General features: G+C 62.2%; 13 protein-coding genes. 9 read left to right on the top strand and 4 right to left on the bottom strand.

All coding sequences use genetic code 11. The features are described from left to right. The first annotated feature begins 27 nt into the window (after nucleotides 1-27). The 9 genes from G3T16_RS07330 to G3T16_RS07295 all read left to right on the top strand — a co-directional run bounded on the left by G3T16_RS07330 (nucleotide 28) and on the right by G3T16_RS07295 (nucleotide 12,455). Nucleotides 28-2,250 (top strand): TonB-dependent receptor, encoded by a 2,223-nt coding sequence (locus G3T16_RS07330; protein ID WP_163494482.1) that lies wholly within the window; start codon nucleotides 28-30, stop codon nucleotides 2,248-2,250. A gap of 70 nt (nucleotides 2,251-2,320) precedes the next feature. Further along, the gene (locus G3T16_RS07325; RefSeq protein ID WP_197911950.1) at nucleotides 2,321-3,874 is read left to right on the top strand and encodes an amidohydrolase family protein; all 1,554 of its coding nucleotides are present in this window, start codon (nucleotides 2,321-2,323) and stop codon (nucleotides 3,872-3,874) included. A gap of 56 nt (nucleotides 3,875-3,930) precedes the next feature. After that, complete coding sequence (locus G3T16_RS07320) at nucleotides 3,931-5,067, top strand: YkvI family membrane protein (RefSeq protein ID WP_197911949.1); 1,137 nt, start codon at nucleotides 3,931-3,933, stop codon at nucleotides 5,065-5,067. A gap of 16 nt (nucleotides 5,068-5,083) precedes the next feature. Further along, the gene (locus tag G3T16_RS07315; RefSeq protein WP_163494481.1) at nucleotides 5,084-6,145 is read left to right on the top strand and encodes a DUF1611 domain-containing protein; all 1,062 of its coding nucleotides are present in this window, start codon (nucleotides 5,084-5,086) and stop codon (nucleotides 6,143-6,145) included. Beyond that, complete coding sequence (locus G3T16_RS07310; protein WP_163494480.1) at nucleotides 6,142-7,314, top strand: dipeptidase; 1,173 nt, start codon at nucleotides 6,142-6,144, stop codon at nucleotides 7,312-7,314. The genes G3T16_RS07315 and G3T16_RS07310 overlap by 4 nt, the downstream gene beginning before the upstream one ends. 73 nt (nucleotides 7,315-7,387) lie before the next feature. Continuing rightward, nucleotides 7,388-8,653, top strand: a complete 1,266-nt coding sequence (locus G3T16_RS07305; protein WP_197911948.1) for a serine hydrolase domain-containing protein — start codon at nucleotides 7,388-7,390, stop codon at nucleotides 8,651-8,653. Then, nucleotides 8,560-9,291, top strand: coding sequence for a hypothetical protein (locus G3T16_RS21045; protein ID WP_197911947.1), 732 nt, complete (start codon nucleotides 8,560-8,562; stop codon nucleotides 9,289-9,291). The genes G3T16_RS07305 and G3T16_RS21045 overlap by 94 nt, the downstream gene beginning before the upstream one ends. Before the next feature lie 147 nt (nucleotides 9,292-9,438). Continuing rightward, nucleotides 9,439-11,184 carry a BamA/TamA family outer membrane protein gene (locus G3T16_RS07300; protein ID WP_232059357.1) on the top strand — a complete coding sequence of 582 codons (1,746 nt, stop codon included), beginning with the start codon at nucleotides 9,439-9,441 and terminating at the stop codon, nucleotides 11,182-11,184. A gap of 146 nt (nucleotides 11,185-11,330) precedes the next feature. Beyond that, complete coding sequence (locus tag G3T16_RS07295) at nucleotides 11,331-12,455, top strand: PilT/PilU family type 4a pilus ATPase (protein ID WP_163494478.1); 1,125 nt, start codon at nucleotides 11,331-11,333, stop codon at nucleotides 12,453-12,455. Nucleotides 12,456-12,678: 223 nt separating this feature from the next. Here the strand turns inward: G3T16_RS07295 and G3T16_RS07290 are convergent, their stop codons facing one another. Genes G3T16_RS07290 through moaA form a run of 4 tightly spaced genes read right to left on the bottom strand, consistent with a single transcriptional unit; the run spans nucleotide 12,679 to nucleotide 16,272 of the window. Then, nucleotides 12,679-12,885: a hydrogenase maturation nickel metallochaperone HypA gene (locus G3T16_RS07290; protein ID WP_163494477.1), complete on the bottom strand. Its 207-nt coding sequence runs from the start codon at nucleotides 12,883-12,885 to the stop codon at nucleotides 12,679-12,681. 1 nt (nucleotide 12,886) lies between these two features. Beyond that, the gene (locus G3T16_RS07285; RefSeq protein WP_163494476.1) at nucleotides 12,887-14,296 is read right to left on the bottom strand and encodes a VWA domain-containing protein; all 1,410 of its coding nucleotides are present in this window, start codon (nucleotides 14,294-14,296) and stop codon (nucleotides 12,887-12,889) included. A gap of 14 nt (nucleotides 14,297-14,310) precedes the next feature. Then, the gene (locus G3T16_RS07280; RefSeq protein WP_163494475.1) at nucleotides 14,311-15,252 is read right to left on the bottom strand and encodes an AAA family ATPase; all 942 of its coding nucleotides are present in this window, start codon (nucleotides 15,250-15,252) and stop codon (nucleotides 14,311-14,313) included. Nucleotides 15,253-15,261: 9 nt separating this feature from the next. Then, nucleotides 15,262-16,272, bottom strand: coding sequence for a GTP 3',8-cyclase MoaA (gene moaA / locus G3T16_RS07275; protein WP_163494474.1), 1,011 nt, complete (start codon nucleotides 16,270-16,272; stop codon nucleotides 15,262-15,264). Nucleotides 16,273-16,430: the final 158 nt, after the last annotated feature.

Raw genomic sequence — 16,430 nt, 5'->3', positions numbered from 1 at the left:
TCATTCTCTTAGTGGGGACACACAACGATGAACAAAAGAGCCTTGTTGACCGGCCAGTTTGTAGGTGTATTGATGGCCTCCGGCCTTCCCGGCGCTGCCACGGCACAGGATTCCGCTCCGGCCGCCAGCGACACCGTGCTGGAAGAGATCATTGTCACGGCGGGACGCCGTGAGGAATCCCTGCAGGATGTGCCGGCGGCGGTGTCGGTGATGTCACCGGACGCGCTCAAGTACCGGGGTCTGAAGCAAGTTTCCGATATGCTCGATTACACGCCCGGCGTGACCTACAACAGTTTCGGTGGTGTGGGCCGGGGTTCGATCAGTGCCCGCGGGGTGCCGCAGCCCTCATCCACCCCGGTGTTCGGGATCTACCTGGATGATACGCCGCTGACCACCAATACCAGTTTTTCCCGTGGGGGTACGGTTTTATTTGATGGCCTGTTGATGGATATCGACCGGGTCGAGATTATCAAGGGTCCCCAGGGCACTTTGTACGGTGCCACCTCGGTGGGCGGCATGATGCGCTATATCTCCCGCGATCCGGCACTGCAGGAAATGCGCGGTACCGTCAGCGCCGATATCTCGGACACCGCCTCCGGTGACCTGGGTTATACCTACAGCGGGCGGGTGAGCGTACCTGTGATTGAAAATACCCTGGGCCTGACCCTGTCCGGTTTTTATCGGGATACCGCCGGCTATGTGGACCAGGTCGATCCCGTCACCGGCGCGGTAATCGACGAGGATGCGGATGGTGGCATCACCGAGGGCTTTGCGGCGGATCTGCTGTTTGTGCCCACGGATCAGCTCGAAGTGCGCCTCAAGTACCTGCAACAGAACATCGACGCGGACTACTACGACAGCGTGCTGTTGGAGGGTGGCTCCGACCGGGCGGTGTGGGGTGAATACAGCAATATCGACGGGCAGGGTCCGCGGTTCGTGGATTATGAGATATATTCCGGCAGCCTCAATTACGATATGGGCTGGGCAACACTGACCTCCAGCAGCAGCTACGTAGAATACGAGTTCGGCCAGCTCCAGGATGGCACATCCTCCTTCGCAGGGCTGGTCGATCAGTTCGATAACCGTGAGCCCGGTACCACGACCAATGTAGACGTTGTGCTCGAGGCCGGCTCCGAGAAGTATGTGCAGGAGTTCCGCCTGACCTCCAATGGCAATGGGCCATTGCAGTGGATCGCGGGCCTGTATTACGCCGACGAGGAATCATTCAACAACCAGTCGGCACAGGCGACTCCCGCCTTTGATCTGCTGACCATTTCGTTTCCGGCGGACTACCGCGAATACGCGGGTTTCGGCAATATCACCTGGGAGCTGAACGAGAAATTTGATGTGACTGCTGGTGCGCGCCTGAGCCGCAGCCGTATCGAGCTGGCCTACACCACCAGTGGCCTGCTGCTGGGCACGGCCGATCTGGTCACGCCCGAGATCGAGGACACGGTCGACACCTATCTGTTTGCGGCCCGTTACCGGCCCACCGAGAACCTCTCTCTGTACAGCCGTATTGCCAGCGGCTATCGGCCGGCACAGAGCAACCTGCCGATCCTGGATCCGGCCACTGGCGAGAACATTGCGGAGCCGGTGGTGGATGCGGACAAGGCCTGGAGCTATGAGGTCGGTGCCAAGGGCAGCAGCGCACGCGGCAGACTCAGTTATGACGTAGCACTGTGGATGATCGACTGGTCCGAATTCCAGACCGCCCTGGTGCTCAATGGTGTCACTACCGACGGCAATGCCCGGGACAGTCTCGGCGCCTATGGTTTCGAGGGCGAGCTGACCTTGCGGCCAGTGGACGCATTGACCCTGGTGGGCAATGTGACCTACACCAGCAGTGAACTGGATTCCGACGAGCCTCAATTTGGTGGTATCGCCGGGGAACAGTTCCCCGACCTGCCGGAGTGGACTGCGTCGCTGCAGGCGAATTACGGCTTCCCGGTGTTTGACCAGTGGCAGGCTAATCTGGGCGGCGGTCTGCGCTATGTCGGCAGCTCTGTCAGCGCTTTCAGCGGCTCTGCCACGCAACTGCCGGTAAAAATCGATGCCCGCCTGATCACCGACCTGGACGCCAGTGTCAGCAATGACCGCTTCACCTTCGGCATGTTCGTGACCAACCTGTTTGATGAACGGGATGTGGTGGCGCGGACGGACAATATCATTGCGGGCACTGGGGTAGATTCAAGAGGCTACTTCACGCGCCCGCGTACGATAGGCATAAATGCCAGGGTGGACTTCTAACCCCCCGTCAATACCGCCAGTGGCGGGCTCTGCCCACCGCTGATACTGACACTGGAGCAACGGTCGCACTGTGAAACAGACAATAATCCATGGACTCATCGGCCTGTTTGTATTCGGCTGTGTCGCGGTGGCGGCCCAGACCGAACAACCAGACTACGATATCGCGATTCTCGGCGGCCGGGTGATCGACCCCGAAACCGGGCTCGATGCCATTCGCAATGTCGGTATCCGCGGCGACAAAATTGTGGCCGTCAGCGAGGCACCAATGACGGCAGCCACCCTCATCGATGCCAGCGGGCGGGTGGTCAGCCCGGGCTTCATCGACATGCACGCTCACGGCCAGTCGCTGCCGGCGGCGCGGATGCAGGCGCTGGACGGTGTGACCACTGCCCTGGAGCTGGAGGCGGGGGTGCTGCCGGTGGCCGATTTCTACGATGAGCGGGCCACGCAGGGCCGCCCCATCAACTATGGTGCCGCGGTCAACTGGGCCAACGCGCGCATAGCAGCGCTGATGGACAAGACGCCACAGGCGGATCCCGCCTGGTTCATGGAGCAGTTCTCCGATCCGGGCTGGCAGACCCGGCTGGCCACTGCCGCCCAGCTGGAGCGCATCGAGGCGATGGTGCAGGAAGGCCTGGATCAGGGCGCGCTGGGGGTCGGCTTCCTGCTCGGTTATGCGCCGGGCACAGGCCGCAAGGAGTATCACCGGATCAGCGAGCTGGCGGCACGCAACGAGGTGCCGACGTTCACCCACGCCCGCTTCCTGTCCATGCTGGAGCCCGACAGCTCCTTTGAGGCAATGGCGGAAATTGTGGCGGCGGCGGCCGGCACCGGGGTCCATGCCCATATCGTGCATCTCAACTCCATGAGCCTGCGGGATATCGAAATCATTGGCCCGATGCTGATGGAGGCCCGCGAGCAGGGTGTCAGGATCAGTACCGAGGCCTATCCCTACGGCGCAGGTTCCACCGGCGTCGGCGCCGCGATGTTCCGGGGGCCAGACTGGCGTGAGCGTGTCGGCGGGGTTACCGCCGCCAATTTCGACGTCGATGGCACCCGCCTCACCGAACAGGAGCTGGCGCGGCTGCAGCGCGAGGCGCCTGGCACCCAGATCGTCATTCACTTCCTGGATACCGAGGACCCGGAAGATCAGCGGCTGCTGAATCAGTCGGTCCTGTTCCCGGACGGCGTGATTGCATCGGATGGCGGGGACTGGACCGTGGCCGGCGAGGCCTTGCCGGAGGCGACCTGGCCGCTGCCTGAAACCGCCTGGAGCCATCCCCGCTCCGCCGGTACCTACGCCCGGTTTATCCGCCAGTACGTGCGCGAGCAGCAGGCGATATCCCTGCTAAAAGCCATTGAGCGGGTGAGCTATGGACCTGCGAAAATTCTGCAACAGGCGGTGCCACAGCTGCGCAGCAAGGGCCGCATCCAGCCCGGCGCGGATGCCGATATCGTGATATTCGATCTTGCGCAGATCACCGACAACGCCACCTACGCCACGCCCGCGCGGGCGTCGGGCGGAATCGAGCAGGTGCTGGTCAACGGTGTGCTGCTGGTCGCGGATGGCGAGCTGAACCCGGCCTTGATGCCCGGCCGGCCCGTGCGCAACAAGCCTCGCTGAGGTCTGCCGATGCCAGTGCTGTACGCTGAGGCCGATCTGTCGACGACGGATTGCCCATGAATTTCTTCCGTTACTATTTGATGCCCGGCTTCGTGTTCCAGTCGGTATTGATCGGCGGGGGCTATGCCACTGGCCGCGAGCTGATCGAATTTTTCTTTGCCAGCGGACCGTGGGGCGGGGTATTGGGCCTGCTGGTGTCCGGGCTGATGTTCGGTCTGGTGCTGGCCGCGGGTTTCGAGTTTGCCCGAGTGACCGGGGCCTATGATTATCGCCATTTCTGTCGCGAGTTGCTGGGGCCGGGTTGGGTGGTCTATGAAATCGCGTTCCTTTGCCTGTTGCTGCTCATTCTGTCCGTGGTCGGGTCGGCGGCCGGTACCCTGGCAGCGAGCTTTGGTCTGTCGTCACTGGCGGGCACCAGTACGCTGATGCTTGCGATTGCGCTGTTGACATTCACCGGCTCGGAAATCATCAAGCGCGTGTTGGCGGGCTGGTCGGTGCTGCTGTACCTGGTCTACGCCGCATTGTTCGTGCTGGCTTTCCGGCTGTTCGGCGGGGATATCGGGGACAGCTTCCGCACGGCGCCGCCCGCTACCGGCTGGATCCAGAGTGGGGTCCTGTATTCCGGCTACAATCTTGCAATACTTCCCGCCATATTGTTTGCAGTGTCCGCCCTGCGCACCCGCCGGCAAACGGTGGGGGCGGGCCTGTTGGCAGGCGCGATCGCGGTAATTCCGGCGCTGCTGTTCTTCGTTGCCATGATGTCGCGCTACCCCCAGATCGGCGACCAGCCGGTGCCGGCCAGTTACCTGATTGCCCAGCTCAATGTCGGCTGGCTGCAGCTGATCTTCCAGATCATCGTGTTCGGCACCTTCATTGAAACGGGCACCGCGTTGCTGCACGCAGTAAACGAGCGCATCGGCACCGCCTTTGCGGACCGCGGCAGCGAGTTGCCGCGGGCGCTGCGGCCGGTGTTGGCGCTGGCCATTCTGGTGGTGGCGATTTTTGCCGGGGAGAAAATCGGCATCATTGATCTGATCGCCCGCGGTTATGGCGCCCTGACGCTCATCTTCATGGCGGTGCTGGTAGTGCCACTGCTCACCATTGGCCTGTGGCGCATTACCATCGGCCGCACCGCAGCCGACGCATCCTGGCAGGAGCAGGCCGCTGGCGGATACAACAACTCTTCAGAATGAACAGGACCAGGATTATATGAACACGATTGAACTGCGGCCGCCCTATTTGATTTTTCTGGGCAGTGAGACGCATCCGACCTACACCAAGACCGGCGCGGGGCTGGTGGAATGGCGGCGGGAGCTGTGCCGCGGACAATTGAGCCTGATCGACGACGGTGTCGACCTGGGTCTGCCGCGCATGTCGGTGCAGGAAGCGGCCGCCGCCGGGGTGCGTTCACTGGTGGTTGGCGCCGCCCGTGTGGGCGGGGACATTCCCGACGAGTGGATGGACACCCTGGAGCAGGCCGCTTCGCTGGGCATGGATATTGTAGCGGGGCTGCATGTCAGCCTGGCGGCCACCCCGCGCTTGCGCGAGGCTGCCCAGCGCAGCGGCGCGCGGCTGCTCGATGTGCGCAAGTGCCCGGCCGGCTTGCCGGTGGGCAGTGGCCGCAAGCGCAGCGGCAAGCGGGTGCTGATGGTGGGTACCGACTGCGCCGTGGGGAAAAAGTACACCGCGCTGGCACTGGAGCGTGATATGCACCGGCGGGGATTGAACGCAGATTTTCGCGCCAGTGGCCAGACCGGGATCATGATCGCCGGCTGTGGCCTGCCGCTGGATGCAGTGGTCTCGGATTTCCTGTCCGGCGCGGCGGAACTGCTGTCGCCTGCCAACAGTGATGACCACTGGGATGTCATCGAGGGTCAGGGCAGCATGTTCCACCCCGGTTACGCGGCCGTGAGCCTGGGATTATTGCTGGGGTCGCAGCCAGATGCCTTTGTGGTATGCCACGAAGCGGGGCGTGAGCGGATCAGCGGCTGGGATGATTTTCCCCTGCCGACAATTGAACAGGTCATCGAGCGCACTGTCGCGCTGGGATCGCTGACCAACCCCGCAATTGCCTGTGTTGGCGTCAGTATCAACAGCTCCAGTCTGGGCGCTGACGAACGCGACAGCTACCTGGCCGAGCTGTCCCGGCGCCTGGGACTACCCTGTGTCGATCCGCTGCGCGGCGGTACCGATGCACTGATTGAACGCCTGCTGCAAACCCCTGCAGCCTCGTGTACGGATATCCATTCACCCGGAGGAAGACAGTCATGAGCAAACAGTCACAGAACAGCTACAGCAGACGCTCGGTATTGCGGGCCGCCGGTGCGACGGCGTTGGCATTGCCGATGTTCAACTTTGGTGCCCACCGGGTTTTCGCGGACAGCGAAACCCGCTACAGCAGCCGCGCCATCGACCTGGTGAACAGTTGCCAGGTCTTCGACATGTTGTCGACGCCATTCCCGTTCGGACCGATGATGCTGGCGGCATTTTCTGATGAGCCCAAGCAAAAGGATGGCTTTGCGGTCAGCGAGGAGCATCTGCAGACCGTATTGTCCTCCGGTATCGATGTGCTGCATCCGGCGATCGGTCTGAGCGCGGACGAGGTGGCGCCGTATATTGCCCGCATCAATGGCCTGCTGGCGGATCACCCCCAGCATCTGCGCCGGATCGATGCCATAGAGGATCTGCAAACCCTGAAGAAGGGAGAGCGGGTCGGTTTCATCGTCGGGGTGCAGAACTCGGACCATTTCCGGGAGGTGGATGATGTCGACCTCTACTATCACCTGGGACAGCGGGTCAGTCAGCTCACCTACAACAGCCGCAACCTGATCGGCACCGGTTCAACGGACCGCAGCGATGGTGGTCTCAGTGATTTTGGGGTGCAGATTGTCGAGCGGATGAACAAGCTCGGCATGGCGGTGGATGTGTCGCATTGCGGCGATCAGACTACCCTCGATGCGTTCGAGCTGTCCTCCAAGCCGGTACTGATTACCCACTCCAACGTCCGTACCCTGGCCGGAGGCCACGTCCGCTGCAAGCCTGACGCGGCGATTGAGGCGGTGGGCCGGGCCGGCAGCGTGATGGGCATCACCGGCGTCAGGAATTTCATTCGCGACCGCGAGCCCACCAATATCGAACATATGGTCGACCATATCGACTATGTCGCCAAGCTGGCGGGTATCGAACATGTCGGCATCGGTTCGGACATGGACATGGACGGCTACGACGACATCCCCGAGCCTGCCTACAGCAAGCTCAAGGCCGGTTACAAGGCCAGCTACTCCTTCCGGGACAAGCTCGACGTGGACGATTTCGATCATCCGCGGCGCACCTTTGACCTGGTGGAAGCGTTGATCCGGCGGGGTTACACCGACCAGCACATCGAGCTGGTGCTGGGCGCCAACTTCCGCCGAGTGCTGGGCGAGGTCTGGCAGGCCTAGCGAATTGTGGGGCGCCGGCTCGGCAGAGCCTCGCCCCTGTATTTTTACATCGGGATTATCGGGGCGAATGATCATGAACAGAAGAACAATGGCAAGTCTGTGGCGCCGGGCTGGCGTGCTGGTCGCAGCGACGCTGCTGGCCTGCGGGCCGCTGCAGGCGGCGGTACCGGATGTCAGCGATCCGGCGGTGGTCGAGGCCTTTGTCGACGGCGCAGTGAAGCCGCAGATGGAACGCCATCACAGCCCGTCCGGTGTGGTCGCGGTGATGAAGGATGGCGAACTGGTGTTCGCCAAGGGCTACGGCTACATCGATGTGGCCAAACGCATTCCGGTCGACGCCGCCACCAGCCTGTTCCGGCCGGGTTCCATCTCCAAGCTGTTCACCTGGGTGGCTGTGATGCAGCAGGTTGAGCAGGGCCGGCTGGATCTGGATGTCGACGTCAACCAGTATCTGGAGACTTTCCAGGTCGAGGACAGCTGGCCCGGCCAGCCGGTGACCCTGCGGCATATCCTGACCCACACGGCAGGCTTCGAGGATGGAGCTCTGGGCTACCTGATCATCAATGATGTCGAGCGCATTGTCCCGCTGGCGGAGTCGATGGAACGCTACCAGCCCAAGCGGATCAACCCGCCGGGCGAGCACGTCGCCTACTCCAACTGGGCCACGGCCGTGGCCGGGCTGATCGTTGCCAATGTCTCCGGCATGGAGTTCAATGCCTACGTCCAGCGGCATATTTTTGACGTGCTGGGCATGGAGCGCTCCACCTTTGTCGAACCCCTGCCGGCGGAACTCGAAGCGGACATGGCCCGGGCCTATCGGCGCGAGGCGGCTGGCTACGTTGAGCTGGATTACGAGATAGTCGCCAATTTTGGCCCCGCTGGCGCGGCGGCGGTGACGGCGCCGGACATGGCGCGTTTTGCCCGCGCGCTGCTCAATGACGGTGCCTGGGAGGGGCGGCGGATTCTGCGGTCCGAGACCCTGCAGCAGATGCTGACAGAGGGTTTCAGCCACGATCCGCGGGTCAACGGCATGGGCCTGGGCTTTATCCACTATGCCTATGGCTATGACGGCCTGGATATATTTGGTCACGATGGCGGCACGACCGTGTTCGTGTCCCACTTCGGCATGTCGCGCAGCGAAAATTTCATGCTGTTTTCCTCCTTCAGTGGACCGGGGGCGGGCCCACCCACCAGGGCTTCGTCGAGGCCTTCTACGACAACTTCTTTCCCCCGGCCCAGCCGGCGGTGGAGCCACCCGCGGATTTTGCCGAACGTGCCGATCAGTACGCCGGTACCTACAACAGCTATCGCGGCAGCTTTACCAAAGTCGAGGCGTTGATGCGCCTGCTCGGAGGCTCGACGGTTACGCCGATGGATGACAATACGCTGCTGGTGGACGACCAGCGCTATGTCGAGCTGGAGCCGGATCTGTTCCGGGAGGTGGATGACAACGGCCGTATCGCCTTCCAGCGGGACGGGGATGGCGCTGTGGTCGGCTATGTCATTGACGGCATGGGCGTGATGCAGTTGTACCGCGCGCCCTGGTATGAAAGCAAGGGCGTGGTGCTCCCGCTGCTGGGGCTGGCGCTGCTGGTCTGTATCGGCATCTGCCTGCGGCTGGCCTACCAGTGGTCGCGGTACCGGGAATCCACCGCTGCCGCCAAGACCCGCTGGCGCGTGTCGGTCGCGCTGGCCGTCAGCAACCTGTTGTTTCTCATCCTGGTCGGCATCGCCCTCAGCGCCGGCCTGCAGGCGCTGTTCTATGAGCTGCCCACCGTGTTGAAAGTGGCGCTGGTGTTTCCACTGCTGGCCACCGTCGCCGGTCTGTGGCACCTGTATCTCGCGGTACAGCTCTGGCGCCGCGGCGAAGGCAGTGTCTGGTCCCGGCTCCGCTTCAGCACGGTGACGGTGGCCGGCCTGTTCCTGATCTGGTTCTACTACTACTGGAACCTGTTGGGCTTCAACTACTACGTCTGAGGGCTGCTGGCTACACCCCTGTGTGGCGGGCAAGAAGCCCGCGCACAGGGATGTGCCGCTGAATCCAGCTCAAATTCTCCGCAATTGCGGACAAATGCACATTCCCGGCATTTCCCTGTACCCCTCATTGGCGCTATCTTGGCCGTTATGTTGCCATTGTATGCCAGTCAGTCTTTTCCTTGCGTTCCCGTAGCGGCGCGCAGCCTCCTGTGGCTTGCGCTATCGCTCCCGCTGGCGCTGCCCGCGGTCGCCCGGCAGGATCCGGCCGAGGGGGCCTGCGTTGAAATCCCGCCCCAGCCGCAGACCGAGAGCTTTCGTTTTGAACCCTCCGCCGCGCATCAGGATTTTGAGCAGGAAATTCCGGCGGGCAGCCGTATCGGCAGCATACGCCAGCAGCGCTTCACCGTGTTCGACACCGACGACCCGGAGGAGGACAAATGGCTCTATCGCTGGGCCAATGACTTCCACAGCGTAACCCGGGAATGGGTGATAGCGGATCATTTGCTGGTGGAGGAGGGCGAAGAATTCAATGTGGCACGGCTGCGGGAGTCCGAGCGGATCCTGCGCGACCTGGGCTTTATCTATGATGCCGAGGTGCGGCCCTGGCGCCGCTGTGGCGACGTAGTGGATATCGAGGTGATCACCCGCGATATCTGGACCTTCACGCCGATGTTGTCAGTGGGCCGTTCCGGCGGCGAAAACAAATATGCAATCGGTTTCCGCGACGCCAATTTCCTGGGTACCGGAAAGCAGATCATCATCCAGCACGACAGTGATGAAGAGCGCTCGGGCAATACGGTGCGCTACGTCGATCCGGCGCTGGCGGGCTCGCGCTGGCGCATGCGCGCCTCCATGGCGGACAACGACGATGGCTATGAGCACGGCCTGCGCCTGGTGCGGCCGTTCTTCTCGGTCTACGAGCGCTGGTCGGCGGGGCTGGACCTGAATCGGATGAAGCTGGAGGAAACCCGCTGGTTCCGTGGAGATGAAGTGGCGGAGTTCGAGCACAAGACCGAGCTGGTGGAAACCTTTGGCGGCATCGCCTCCGCAACCGGCGATCACAGACGGGTGGGGCGCTGGTTGTTTGGCTACGTCTACGAGAGCAACAGCTTCGATTTCAGCGATTCCGACATTCCTCCGCTTGAACTCCCCGAGGACCGCGACTACAGCTATCCGTATATTAGCTACGAATCCACCGCCGACCGTTTCGTCGAGCTGCACAATTTCAACTACCTGGGCCGTACCGAGGACGTCTATGTAGGTGAACGCTACAGCTGGGTGCTGGGCTGGTCAGGCAAGGACCTGGGCGCCAGCCAGGACCAGCTGGTGCTAAAGGGCAGCTATGAGAACACCCTGCTAGTCGATGACTACCGGCTGTGGCAGCTGGACAGTACCCTCGAAGGTTTCTGGGGTGTGGACAATGAGCGTTTCGAGAACCTCTGGTGGACCACCCAGACCAGTTATCTTCACAAGCAGTCGCGGCAGTGGGCAGTGTTCAGCCGTCTGCGGCTGGATTATACCGACGGGCTCACCGCGGAGCGGCAGCTGACCCTGGGAGGCGACAATGGTCTGCGCGGCTACGAGCTGAATTACCAGGTGGGCGATCGCTCATTCGTGTTCAATCTGGAGCAGCGCTACTATTCGGATTGGCATCCTTTTCGCCTGGTCCAGGTCGGCCTGGCAGCATTCATAGACGTGGGCCGGGCCTGGTTTGAAGGGCAGGACAACGGCAGCAATGGCGGAGTTCTGGCCAACGCGGGAATTGGAATCCGGCTCAATTCCAGCCGCGCCGAGAAGGGCAGCGTAGTACATGTCGATCTTGCCTTCCCGTTCATGACGGACGACGACGTCAGCGGCAGCCAGATCCTGTTCACCATCAGGGACAGCTTCTGATCCAGAGGGTGCGGTCTTTGAGCGGGACTGCTCACCGAATGGGGTTTTCTCCGGATATCGCTTGTCGGGCGCTGGCAGGATGCTAGAGTAAGGGATCGCCGCTGAAATGGCTCCGCGATCCGATCCATGAACGAAGGTGGACCTGTGTGCGCATAACCGAATGGCTCAAAACCCTGGCGACCGAGAACGGCTCGGACCTCTACTTGAGCACCGGCGCCCCTCCCTGCGCCAAGTTCCAGGGCAAGCTCAGGCCCATCGCCCGTGAGACCCTCAAGCCCGGCGAGATCAAGCTGATTGCGTACGAGCTGATGGACAAGACCCAACAGGCGGATTTCGAGCAGGAACTGGAAATGAACCTGGCCACCTCGATCTCGGGTTTCGGCCGGTTCCGGGTCAATATCTTCATGCAGCGCAATGAGGTCAGTATCGTGGCCCGCAATATCGTCGCCGATATCCCGAGCTGGGAATCGCTGCGCCTGCCGCCCATCCTCACCGAAGTGGTCATGCGCAAACGGGGCCTGGTGCTGTTTGTCGGCGCCACCGGTTCCGGCAAGTCCACCTCGCTGGCGGCGCTGATCGATTACCGCAACAGCAACAGTGCCGGCCATATCGTCACTATCGAGGACCCGGTCGAATACGTCCACAATCACAAGAAGTCCATCGTCAACCAGCGCGAGGTGGGGGTGGACACCCGCAACTGGCACAATGCGCTGAAAAACACCCTGCGCCAGGCACCCGACGTGATCCTGATCGGCGAGATTCGCGACCGGGAAACCATGGAACACGCCATCGCCTTCGCCGAGACGGGTCACCTGTGCATTTCCACCCTGCACGCCAACAATGCCAACCAGGCCCTGGACCGGATCATCAATTTCTTTCCCGAGGAACGCCGCCACCAGTTGTTGCTGGACCTGTCGCTGAATATCCAGGCATTTGTATCCCAGCGCCTGATCCCCACCGTGGACAGCAAGCGCTGCGCCGCGATCGAGATCCTGCTGGGTACTCCGATGGTGGCCGAGTTGATCCTGCGGGGCGAGATCGACGGTATCAAGGAAGTGATGAGCAAGTCCGAGAACATGGGCATGAAGACTTTCGACAGTGCACTGTTCGAGCTGTACCAGGAGGGATTGATTACCGAGGACGAGGCCCTGCGCAATGCCGATTCAGTCAACAATGTGCGTCTGCGGATCAAGTTCGCCAAGGAGGGCGAGGTGCGCAAGCCCGACGGCTCGGTGGAGCTGAGCCTGAAGAGTTTCGATGGGGACGATTAGTATCCCGTCACGATGAATGGCACTTGCTTTAACTCACCCCGGTGGGAGGTCGGCGTCCTGGGAGGGGGCTTTCGAGACCGTATGCAGCAGGGACGCTGCATACGAGCCCCCATGGACGGGTTGACGGCGTGTCTCGAAAGCCCCCTCCCAGGATGCCGACCGGGTTACGAAGTTCCAAAAGCTTCAAGCAAGTGTCATTCATCGTGACGGGTTGCCGGCAGCGTCAGTCAATTAGCTTCGTCAGCAGCAGGCCGGCGAAGCACAGCCACAACACGGCCAGCAGCGTCAGTTGGCCCTTGCGGGATCTGGGCGGCGCTGTCTGCTGCTGCATGACAATCTGGGTATTGAATGAGCCACAGGCCGGGCAACCGCCGCCACTGCTGACCTGCGAGCCCTGGTAACTGCAATCCTTACAGTGGTAGCGCATCATCTCATCGTGTCAACCTGAGCAATTGATCAACCACACGTTCCAGTTGGGCAAGATTATTGCATTCGGCGGCAAAATGACAGGCACTGTGGTAGCGCAGCATCTCCGAGTCGCCGCTGCCCCAGGCGCGGCGCGACTCCGGGTTGAGCCAGATCACCCGGCGGCTGCGCTGGTAGATACTGCGCAGGATGTCCAGCCGCGGGTCGCCGTGATTGTTGCGCGCGTCGCCGAGGATGATTACGGTGGTGCTGCTGTTGATGTCGTCCAGCGCCAGGCGTGCGAAATCCTGCAGGCTGTTGCCGTAGTCGGTGGCGCCGCCGTAGCGCCAGTTTACCAGTTCGATCGCTTTTTCCACCGGGTACTGATCGAACAGTTCGCTCACCTCGCCCAATTGACTGGAAAAGGCAAAGCTGCGTACCCGCGGGAGCACGTCCTGCAGGCTGTACAGGAACAACAGCAGGAATTTGGCGTAGGCCGCCACTGAGCCGCTGACATCACACACCGCCAGCAATTGGGGCCTGTGTTTGCGCAACCGCCGCCAGTGGGTCTGGAACAGGACTCCGTCGCTGGCGATACCGGCGCGCAGGGTGCGGCCCATGTCCAGGCGTCCGCGCCGGTGGCGGCGCTGCTTGCGGGCGTGGCGCTCAGCCAGTTTGCGTGCCATTTTATGCACCAGGGCCTGTACTCGTTGCAGGTAGCGCTGTTCCAGGTTGTTGAGGCGGGTATGGCTCAGGATATCGTCCATGAAACGGGCGTTGTGACCCTCGGCGTGCAGCAGGTATTCCCGTTCCACGTAGTCCCGCACCTGTTCGCGGAGAATGTCGCGGTAGCGCTGCAGCGGCGCCAGCGCAGGGCTGTGCTGTTGTTCCAGCGCGATGATGACGTTGCGCAGGCTGGCCTCTCCCATGGCCTCAAGCATTCGGTGGGTGAACAGTCCCTTCTGGGTGAACATCTGCATCTGCCCCAGCCCCACTTGCTCCGCGGCCCGGTCCAGAGCCAGGTTCAGCGCGTTCTGGTCATTGTCCTGCAGCTGCTGCAGCAGCGGGTTGGCCAGCAGTTCCCGCAGGGCGGCGTCGTCACGGGCGGCGTCGAGCAGTGGCGCGTCGTGGCCCTCCGCTGCCGGCTCCAGTTCCCGCCCGATGGTTTCAGTGGCTGGCTCGGCCTGCGCCTGCTCCCGCCGGGTGCTGCCAAAATCCGCCAGCTGGCGGTCGAAGAAGCGGTCGAAGCAGTGTTCGAAGACGGCCTCCTCGGCGGGTGTCTTGGCCAGGGTCATGGCCAGGCCATCGCGCAGGCGCTCGCGTCCCGCATAGCCCAGGGTGGCGGCCACTTCCATTGCGTCGAGGGTTTCCGCCGGGGATATCCGCACATCGTGACTGCGCAGCAGCGCGATGAAATCGACCAGTCTCGATTGCATGCCGGCGCTGCAGTTCAGGCAGATCCAGGGCTGCGCAGCAGTTTGCGCAGACCGGCGTTGGCGGCAGCGATATCCTCCTCGAATTTGAGCAGCACATTGAGGGTGTTCTGCACCATGGCTTCGTCCAGGTCGCGGGCATGCAGCAACAGCAGGCTGCGGGCCCAGTCTATGGTTTCAGAAATGGCGGGGGTTTTCTTCAGGTCCAGCTCGCGCAGCGAGTGGACGAAGGCCACCAGTTGGTGGCGCAGCTGATTATCGATGTCCGGCACCCGGCTGCGTACGATCCGCTCCTCCAGTTCCACACTGGGGAAGGGTATATACAGGTGCAGGCAACGGCGCTTGAGGGCGTCGCTGATGTCGCGGGTATTGTTGCTGGTGAGAAATACCATCGGTGAGACACTGGCCTTGATGGTGCCGATCTCGGGGATGGACACCTGATAGTCTGAGAGTATCTCCAGCAGCAGCGATTCGAACTCGTAATCGGACTTGTCGACTTCGTCGATCAGCAGGATCGCGCCACGCTCCTGCTGCATCGCCTTCAGCAGCGGTCGCGGCTCCAGGAATTGCTCGGAGTAGAAAATGTCGCCGAAACGGTGCAGTCGCTCCACTGATTCGGCCAGGCCGCGAGCGCCCTGCAGCAGGTCGCCCAGCTGCTCCTTCAACACCTGGGTGTACAGTAGTTGCTTGCCGTACTTCCATTCGTACAGGGCCTTGGCCTCATCCAGGCCCTCATAGCACTGCAGCCGGATCAGCGGCAGCTGGAGCAGCTCGGCAGTGGTCTTCGCCAACTCGGTTTTGCCCACCCCGGGCGGGCCCTCCACCAGGATCGGCTTGCGCAGTGCAAAGGCGAGGTATACCGCGGTGGCAATTTTGGAACTGCAGATGTAACCGCATGTCTCGAAGCCCTGTTGAATGACTTCGATCGAGGCCAGCTGGGGGAAATCCCGGGTATGCATCAGCCGGGGCTAACCGCCGGTCATGTTCATGAAGCGCAGAATCTCGGGTTCTCCGCTGTTGTCGAAGTGGTGTTTCTCGGGCTTCAGCGCCATCGCCGCGACGATCGCGTGTTGCAGCGTCTCCAGGCTGCTGCCCGGCTCCCGCAGTACTGCGCGCAGGTCCACTGAGTGCTCGTTGCCCAGGCACAGCAGCAGCCGCCCCTCCACGGTCACCCGGACCCGGTTGCACAGGTGGCAGAAGTTGTTGCTGTGTGGCGAAATAAACCCGACCCGGGTGCGGCTGTCGGCCATGCTGTAATAACGTGCCGGGCCGGCACTGCCGCCGGGTTCGCCCAGCGCCGTCAGCGGATAGCGCGCCGCGATGCGTTGTTGCAGCTCCTCGCTGCTGCAGAAACTGAGGCTGCGGCTGTGTTCATCGATCCGGCCCAGCGGCATTTCCTCAATAAAGGCGATGTCGATGCTCCGCTCGCGGGCGAATTCAACCAGGTCCATTACTTCATCGTCGTTGCGGCCCTTGAGGATGACCGCATTGAGTTTTATGCCCTTGAAGCCTGTGGCGACGGCGGCATCGATGCCGGCGATCACCGTCGCCAGTTCGCCAAAGCGGGTCAGCTCGCGAAAACGCTTTGGTTGCAGGCTGTCGATACTGATGTTGACCCGGCTGACGCCGGCGTCGTGCAGCGGTCCCGCCAGTCCCGCCAGCCGGGAGCCGTTGGTGGTCAGCGCCAGTTGTTCCAGCTCCGGCAACCGGCCCAGCCGCTGCACCAGTGACAGTACGTTGTTGCGCACCAGCGGCTCGCCTCCGGTAAGCCTGATCTTGCGCACACCCAGTGCAGTAAAGGCTTCGGCCAGCCGGTAAAGTTCCTCCAGCGTCAGTACCTGGGGCTTGGGTACGAAGCGCATGTCCTCCGCCATGCAGTAGACACAGCGGAAGTCGCAGCGGTCGGTGACCGACAGCCGCACATAGCTGACCTGGCGCTGGAACCGGTCGATCAGAGTGGGGGGGAATGGATTGCTCATGCTGTCAGTGTACTGCCTCTCCGACCCGTCCTCCAGCCCCGGAATGGCGAATTACGCCGCCCTGGGGCTTTACAGCACAGGCTGGTGCAGGGCAGGATGGCGGCCCGTATAACAATCAGAATCAATACAATGCCCAAACTCGCCCTGTTGCTGTTGGC

The organism is Kineobactrum salinum (genome assembly GCF_010669285.1).
GTDB lineage: Bacteria > Pseudomonadota > Gammaproteobacteria > Pseudomonadales > Halieaceae > Kineobactrum > Kineobactrum salinum.
Note: the sequence above shows the minus strand (reverse complement) of the source record. Positions and strands in the feature narration are given on the sequence as shown.

Bases quoted from the DNA above. Each gene is read 5' to 3' on its own strand.
- G3T16_RS07330 (WP_163494482.1), top strand. From the start codon at position 28: ATGAACAAAAGAGCCTTGTTGACCGGCCAGTTTGTAGGTGTATTGATG.
- G3T16_RS07320 (WP_197911949.1), top strand. From the start codon at position 3,931: ATGAATTTCTTCCGTTACTATTTGATGCCCGGCTTCGTGTTCCAGTCG.
- G3T16_RS07315 (WP_163494481.1), top strand. From the start codon at position 5,084: ATGAACACGATTGAACTGCGGCCGCCCTATTTGATTTTTCTGGGCAGT.
- G3T16_RS07310 (WP_163494480.1), top strand. From the start codon at position 6,142: ATGAGCAAACAGTCACAGAACAGCTACAGCAGACGCTCGGTATTGCGG.
- G3T16_RS07305 (WP_197911948.1), top strand. From the start codon at position 7,388: ATGAACAGAAGAACAATGGCAAGTCTGTGGCGCCGGGCTGGCGTGCTG.
- G3T16_RS07300 (WP_232059357.1), top strand. From the start codon at position 9,439: ATGTTGCCATTGTATGCCAGTCAGTCTTTTCCTTGCGTTCCCGTAGCG.
- G3T16_RS07290 (WP_163494477.1), bottom strand. From the start codon at position 12,885: ATGATGCGCTACCACTGTAAGGATTGCAGTTACCAGGGCTCGCAGGTC.
- G3T16_RS07285 (WP_163494476.1), bottom strand. From the start codon at position 14,296: ATGCAATCGAGACTGGTCGATTTCATCGCGCTGCTGCGCAGTCACGAT.
- G3T16_RS07280 (WP_163494475.1), bottom strand. From the start codon at position 15,252: ATGCATACCCGGGATTTCCCCCAGCTGGCCTCGATCGAAGTCATTCAA.
- moaA (WP_163494474.1), bottom strand. From the start codon at position 16,272: ATGAGCAATCCATTCCCCCCCACTCTGATCGACCGGTTCCAGCGCCAG.